Origin of the sequence: Dialister sp. CAG:357 (genome assembly GCF_000435155.1) — a bacterium.
Classification (GTDB): domain Bacteria; phylum Bacillota; class Negativicutes; order Veillonellales; family Dialisteraceae; genus Dialister; species Dialister hominis.
The window spans coordinates 1-7,123 of record NZ_FR896387.1; the positions used below are offsets into that span (position 1 = coordinate 1).

Genomic DNA, 7,123 nt, shown 5'->3' on the forward strand with positions numbered 1-7,123 from the left:
ACCGATTTACACAAACTATTTTACACTCCCGAATTATGATTAGAAAATACAGAAAGTATTGTTATTTACGAATGCTCTATAACAGAGGTTATAATGGATGACACAAAATATATGAATCTGGCCATTAAAGAAGGGCTGAAGGGATTGTCCGCAGGAGAAGTTCCAATCGGTGCTGTCCTGACCCTTGACGATTTTGTCATTGCCATAGGCCATAACACCAAAGAAACGATGAATGATCCCTCGGGCCATGCCGAGATACAGGTAATAAAAAGTGCCTCAAAATTCCTGTCCCGCTGGCGTTTGACGGGTTGTACTCTTTATGTTACCATAGAGCCATGCCCTATGTGCGCCGGTGCAATTATGGGTTCCCGTATATCAAGACTTGTGTACGGAGCTCCTAATATGCAGTATGGTGGGATTAATTCCATCTTTCAGATCGGGCAGTCTCAGGCACTCAACCATAATCTCTCCATTACTGCCGGAGTCAGATTCAATGAGTGCAAAGAACTGATGGACAAGTTCTTTTTATTGAGCCGGGAGAGCCATTAACTTAATATGGAGCAGTATCGAAGTGGTCATAACGAGGCGGACTCGAAATCCGTTAGCCGTTCGCGGCCCGTGGGTTCGAATCCCACCTGCTCCGCCAGAAATTAAAGCAGAATTATCTTTTTCGGGAAAATTCTGCTTTTTCTAATTCTGCTTTTTCTCTTGCACGGAAAATTTATTAACTTTTCCTGTACGTGATATAATATTTAAAATAACTTTTAACTATGGAGGATTTTAACTTGGTACTGAAAAGAAAACTATTCGTATTGGCCTCTGCTCTTTTCATTGCAGGCGGGATTCTATCTTCCGATGCCAAGACCCTGCTTCTGGTTCCTCAGGATAACCGTCCTGTAAGCTTATCTTATACAGTTTCAACAGCAACAAAGGCAGGCTATACGGTCCTTACGCCTCCGGACGCATATCTGTCCGGGAAAAATTATCAGGGAAGCCCCGATCTTATCTGGCAATGGGTAGACAGGAACATAGGCAAAGCAGATGCTGCCATCCTCTCCACTGATACCTTGATTTACGGAGGACTCGTTGATTCCAGAAAACATAATGAATCACTTGAGACTTTGGAGAACAGAGCTGACCGAATCCGCACACTTCACAGAAGATTCCCGAGTGTTCCGATTTATGCATTCGGTACAATTATGAGAACTCCTTATGCTTCCAGCGGAGGAGTAGAGCCCTATTACTATACCAGCTACGGGACATCATTATACAGAATTTCTGCTCTGCAGGACAAAATGGATATCGGGACGATCTCCAATGCTGAAACTGCTGAGCTTCTTTCTTTGAAACTCTCTGTCCCTTCAGAATACCTTCAGGACTGGTATAAAAGAAGAACTAAAAATACAATCATCAACAGGAAACTGATCGAAGATACACGGGAAGGTGTTTTTGCGTACTTCTGCAAAGGACATGATGATAACAGCAAGAACTCTCAGTCCGCTCTGGAGTCCAGATACCTGACCAAGGATGCGAAGGGACTCTCCCCTAAAATTTACGGTTCCTTCCCAGGCGCCGATCAGCTGGCTCTGCTTTTAATTGCCAGATACCACAATGATGCCAATCACCTGAAGCCGACATTTTCTGTAATCTATCCTTTAGGCCGTGAAGAAGATACGGTTCCAAGTTATGAGAATCAGCCGATTGGAAAGACGATAGAAGAACATGTCATTGCGGCCGGCGGAACGATTATCAAAAAGAACACACCGGATATTATGCTTGCCGTTAATACGCCTCTTGTTTCGACTGGAGAATCCGGAACATTCAGCAACTACGGCATGATGAAACAAAGCACAACAGATTTCATGAACCAGGTCGACAGCATTATCGATCGCGGAATTCCGGTTGCCATGGTTGATGTTTACTTTGCAAACGGCTCCGATAATACTTTGATGAAGCTTATGCAGAAGCATGACATTCTCTACAAAGTAGCTGCCTATGACGGATGGAATACTGCGTCGAATACAATCGGATTTGCCATCGCACAGGCTATCCTGGCTCCTGACATGTCCGCGCAGGATCATAAAGATATGCTTACCGAGCAATATCTCGACAACTGGGCTTATCAGGCAAATATCCGCAAGGATATAACCAGAATGTGTGAATCTCAGCATACAAACTATATCCCTACCCCGGATATCAAGGAAGAAATGATAGCTGAAGTCCAGGATTTTGCGAAGAGAAAATTAGGATTGAATCCGGCCACCGTTTCAGCAGATTTCCCATGGAACCGCCTGTTTGAAATTGATGCAAAAGTCTCTCCGAATCCTATATACCCCGTCTATATGACGCAGGCAGCCAAGAGACTTAAAGAAGAGCAGGAGGCTGCCAGAAAATTGAAAGAAGCTCAGGAACAGCAGAAAGCAAAAGCCGAATCCGCTTCCGTTCCCGTGCAGGCTAAGGGAAGCAATGTATCCGAAGGTACGGATATCTCGACCGTCTATATAAATAAATAAAAATCTGCAGCAGAAAAGGAGACCGCATTTGAAACTGGTCTCCTTTTTTATTAACCGTTTTTGACGCTTTTTTCCATTTCTCTGGCAGACTCTAAGGCGCTTGCTGAATCATAGGTGCCGGAAATCATCAAAGCAATGGCATTCAGATGCTGGCTTTCATTAAGAAGGTCTGCCTCAGCAAAAGTATGCCTGTCAATGACTTTCTTAGCAATTTTATAATGCTTATCCGCAATGCATGCGGTCTGGGGAAGATGCGTAATACATAAGATCTGCAGAGATTTGGATAGAATTCCGATTTTCTTCGCGACCTGAATAGCAACACGCCCGCTGATGCCCACATCAATTTCATCAAATATCAGTGTCTGTCTTTTCAAGAGGTTGGAAATCACCATTTCAATGGCTAACGCAATTCTGGATATTTCGCCGCCGGACGCTGTATCCTTCATGCTTCTTAAAGGTTCGCCCGTATTGGCGGAAAAATAAAATTCCATTTCAAGAGCACCGTTGGGAACTGGTTCTTTCGCAGGTACGAGGTGCAGCTCCATCCTGGCATTATTTATACCCATATCTTTCAAGATATCGACTACACGGTTCAGGATTCTGGCGGAGGAAACCTGTCTTAAGTGATTCAATGATTCTGCTGCCTGCATAACCATCTTCGTCAATACGCTGAATTTTTCCCGCATACTGTCATTATCATAAATAATTTCCTTGAGGGAGTCATACTCTGCCTTTGCATTGGATTCATATGCGATTACATCCTTAATGGCAGGGCCAAATTTTTTCTTCATTTCAAGAATAACTTCATTTCTTTCCTGAAGCCCGCTAAGTTCCTCCTCGGAGAAATCACTGCCTGACAAGTATGATTCAATTCCCGTAATTGCGTCTTCCAGAGAATATGCTGCTGAATCCAAGGATTCCGAGAGTGATGCAATGGAGATGTCATAGGAAGAGGCAATGGATACCTCCTTGACCGCTTTTGCTATACAATCCTGTACCCCATTATCAGCTGTGATAATATCCAGTGCTTCCTGCAATGCCCTCAGGATCTTCTCATGATTCTGGAGGATATTTAGCTTGCTGGTTACCTCTTCATCCTCTCCCTCATGGAGATTTGCTGCATTGATTTGGTTGAGTTCCCATTCCAGGGTATCAAGCCTGCGTTCTCTCTCCTGTTTCCTTAACTTATAATCATCGAGATCATCTTTTAATTTTTTCCATTCTTCGTATAGTTCCCGGTATTTCTTATATGATGCTATGACATCCGGAGTACCTGTATCCACCATTCTTTCGCAAAACGGGATCGACAGAAGTTCCATATTATCATTTTGCTCGTGAAGCCTCACGAGCTTGCTTCCCAGACTCTGCAGCTGGCGAACCGTACAGAAATTGCCATTAATTGTGCATATGCCTCTTCCATTCCTATTGAGTCTTCTGGATAAAATAAGCTGATTGCCGTCGGTATCGATCCCTTCCTTCTGAAGATCTTCGATGATAGTGTCATCTACATAAAACACACCTTCAATTTTGAAGTAATCGGCTCCCGTACGTATGAAATCAGTCTTTGCACGCCTTCCCATTAAAACTGCCAGTGCATCAATAACGATAGACTTTCCCGATCCGGTCTCTCCCGTGCAGATTGTCACGCCGGATGCCGGATCAAGAACAGTATCTTTAATGATTGCAAAGTTAATGATATGAAGACTTTGAAGCATTGTTCACCGCCTCACTTTTATGACTTTAAAAGTCCTTGAATATGTTCAAGAAAGACAGGAACGTCTTCCGGGCTCTTCAAAATGATCAGAATCGTATCGTCCCCGGCCAGCGTTCCTATAACCACATCAGAATTGGCATGATCGATAGCAAATGCAACTGCCGATGCGGAACCGGGAATCGTGTGTAAAACGACAAGATTCATGCTGCTGTCAATCTTTGTGACTGCCTGCTGAAACAACATGGCTGTGTGGTTCTTGGGCATGACATTTTGCTTTTCATCAGATAAAGCGTATCTGTAATGCCTGTCCTTGTAGGGAACCTTAATCAGCATAAGCTCCTTGATATCTCTGGATACAGTTGCCTGTGTAACTACGATCCCCTCTTTTTTCAAAGCAGCGGCCAATTCTTCCTGCGTTTCAATGACCTGATTCTGTATGATTTCCTTTATCTTCATTATTCTATATCTTTTCATTATATCTACCTTTCCTATTGCTTCCTTTGCAGGAGTCTTCAGTCATCGGTTCAAGATGAGATCCCTGCAAATGAATAGACATACTTTAAATCCTATGAATATTTATTATAAATTTTAAAGCATTTAGTGAATAAGGTCAATGATTTCTGTATAAAAATTCTTTTTACGGATCACTTTCCTGAAATTTTATTAAGTTTTCAGTCAGGATTTTCTGCTTTCGTCCGTTTAACGCTCTTGATAATGCAAACAATTGCAAAATAAATGCATGAAATCGGATATTCTGTTATAATTTAATAAAGAAAATCAATTCATTGTATAGAGGGATATGTATATGGATAATTATATCGGAAAGCATTTGCTGGTTGACTGCTATGGATGCAGACCTTCTTCTATAGATTCGTCACCAGATCTGCTTGCAGCCATGATTGATGCTGCTGAAAAAATCGGAATGACATTAAAAGAAAACTTCTGCCATGAAAGCGAAGATGAGGTAATCATTGCTGCTTACGGAGATAAATCTCATATCTGCGTACATGCTTACCCGCAGCTTTGTTATGCAGCCGTGGATATTTACAGCTTTGATGCAGATTTAAAACCGACCCGGACCATGGTGATGCTCAGAAACTATTTCCATCCGGAAAAAATCAGGGCAACCTCAGTCAAGAGAGGAAATATAAATCCTGATATGAAGCCTAATATCCATTCGAAATCGACAACGATGCATAAGTTCAAAAATACAGGACATCAGATGTCGGCTGCCGGAAAGAAAGTAGCCAGCTACATTGTCCACCGGAATGAAAAGAGAGACGGACTTGGGCCGGAATAACTTCTGCGGTTCAATATATTCGTTTATCAGGATCCATACCAATTAAAAAAAGAGCACTGCCTTTTCGGCATGTGCTCCTTTTTTATTGGTGTTACGCTCTTAAATTAATTCCTGCCTTTGCAAGTGCATTGACAATATTGTTCACCCACTGATCCACTTCTGCATCGGTAAGGGTTCTGTCTGCTGCGCGGAAAGACAGTTTGTAGGCCATGCTCTTGAAGCCTTCCTTAACCTGTTCTCCCTGATACAGATCGAACAGATACAGGGATTCCAGATTATCTCCTGCTGCATCATGAATGATCTTTTCTACATCAATATTCATGTACTGCGTCGGAACCATCATTGACAGATCTCTTGTCGAGGATGGGAATTTAGGAATCTTATGATAATCTATGACCTCATCGACAATGCCAAGGACTTCCGGAATGGAAATGACAAAACCGAAAACCTTTTTCTTTATATTCATCTGATCCAGCACGGAAGGATGCAATGCGCCAAAAGAAGCGATTACCTTTCCATCTTTGACAAAGTCCGCAGAAATACCTGGATGGAATACAGGATATGTGGACCTTACAGTTTCATACCCCTTGATGTTCAGTGCCTTGAATACATCTTCCATGATTCCCTTGACATCAAAGAAATCATATTCCCTGTTGCTGTTTGGATATCCTTTTTCTTCAGGACCACCGCAAAGCAGACCGGAAACCAGTGCATATTCATAAGGAAGTTCTGTTAATGGAAGCGACTTTGGCTGATAAACATGTCCATGTTCAAAGATAGAAATCTGTTCATTATGCTGTGCCAGATTGTAAGCCAGAGTGTGAAGAAGTCCTGGCAGCAGCGTTGTTCTCATATCAGGATATTCTTCTGAAATAGGATTCATGATCTTGATTGCGTTGTAAACCTTATCCGTTTCAGGATAGTTGAGCTTTTTCAGTTCCTTCTTATCCATGAAGCTGTAATTTACAACCTGAGACATTCCGTCGGCAATCAAGGTATCGCTGATATTGAAGAGAACTTTCTGCTCATCTGAGATGCTGCCCTTCTTAATAGCACTCCATGGGGTCTTATTAGGAATATTCGCATACCCGTATACTCTTGCCACTTCTTCTGCCAGATCAGGCATTCCTTCAAGATCAAGCCTGAAATCAGGAACAGTGACCGCAAGCGTTCCTTCCGATTCCTTGACATCGAAATGAAGGCTGGTCAGGATATTGATGATTCTTTCAGCAGGAATTTCAATGCCGATATATTCATTGATTTTTCTTACAGATGTAACGATGATCTGCGGCTCAGCTTTGACCGGATATTCATCAACCATTCCGGATGCAACCTGGCAGGCTCCCTGTTCTTCCAGAAGCTGGCAGATTCTATTAATGGCCATTTCCGTTCTTGCAGGGTTGATTCCCTTTTCGTAACGGCCGGACGCTTCAGAACGAAGGCCCAGGCGGCGTGAAGTACGTCTTATGGATGCGCTGTCGAAAACAGCTGCTTCCAGGAGGACGTTCTTCGTCGATTCCGTAACTTCGGAATTCAGTCCTCCCATGACACCGGCGATGCATGCAGCCGTATTGCTTCCATCAGAAATAACAAGAT

The 7,123-nt window shown here is 42.8% G+C and carries 6 protein-coding genes and 1 tRNA gene; 4 read left to right on the top strand and 3 right to left on the bottom strand.

Annotation, left to right across the window (positions count from 1 at the left end):
* Positions 1 to 93 precede the first annotated feature (93 nt).
* The 3 genes from M3200_RS02440 to M3200_RS02450 all read left to right on the top strand — a co-directional run bounded on the left by M3200_RS02440 (position 94) and on the right by M3200_RS02450 (position 2,513).
* A complete protein-coding gene (locus M3200_RS02440) occupies positions 94 to 549 on the top strand; it encodes a nucleoside deaminase (protein WP_022381953.1) in 456 nt (151 codons plus the stop codon).
* A gap of 8 nt (positions 550 to 557) precedes the next feature.
* Positions 558 to 646: transfer RNA gene (locus M3200_RS02445), tRNA-Ser, on the top strand.
* A 139-nt stretch (positions 647 to 785) separates the two neighbouring features.
* Positions 786 to 2,513 carry a DUF4127 family protein gene (locus tag M3200_RS02450; RefSeq protein WP_022381954.1) on the top strand — a complete coding sequence of 576 codons (1,728 nt, stop codon included), beginning with the start codon at positions 786 to 788 and terminating at the stop codon, positions 2,511 to 2,513.
* 50 nt (positions 2,514 to 2,563) lie between these two features.
* Here M3200_RS02450 and recN read toward each other — a convergent pair whose 3' ends face one another.
* Both recN and argR read right to left on the bottom strand, forming a co-directional pair.
* Positions 2,564 to 4,228, bottom strand: coding sequence for a DNA repair protein RecN (gene recN / locus M3200_RS02455; protein WP_022381955.1), 1,665 nt, complete (start codon positions 4,226 to 4,228; stop codon positions 2,564 to 2,566).
* 17 nt (positions 4,229 to 4,245) lie between these two features.
* The gene (gene argR / locus M3200_RS02460) at positions 4,246 to 4,701 is read right to left on the bottom strand and encodes an arginine repressor (RefSeq protein ID WP_108849779.1); all 456 of its coding nucleotides are present in this window, start codon (positions 4,699 to 4,701) and stop codon (positions 4,246 to 4,248) included.
* A gap of 331 nt (positions 4,702 to 5,032) precedes the next feature.
* On the opposite strand from argR, the gene M3200_RS02465 reads away from it, so the two are divergent.
* A complete protein-coding gene (locus tag M3200_RS02465) occupies positions 5,033 to 5,527 on the top strand; it encodes an S-adenosylmethionine decarboxylase family protein (protein ID WP_022381957.1) in 495 nt (164 codons plus the stop codon).
* 91 nt (positions 5,528 to 5,618) lie between these two features.
* On the opposite strand, the gene pheT is transcribed toward M3200_RS02465, so the two are convergent.
* Positions 5,619 to 7,123 (bottom strand): phenylalanine--tRNA ligase subunit beta (gene pheT / locus M3200_RS02470; protein WP_288178087.1); only part of this gene is annotated, 1,505 nt, incomplete at its 5' end.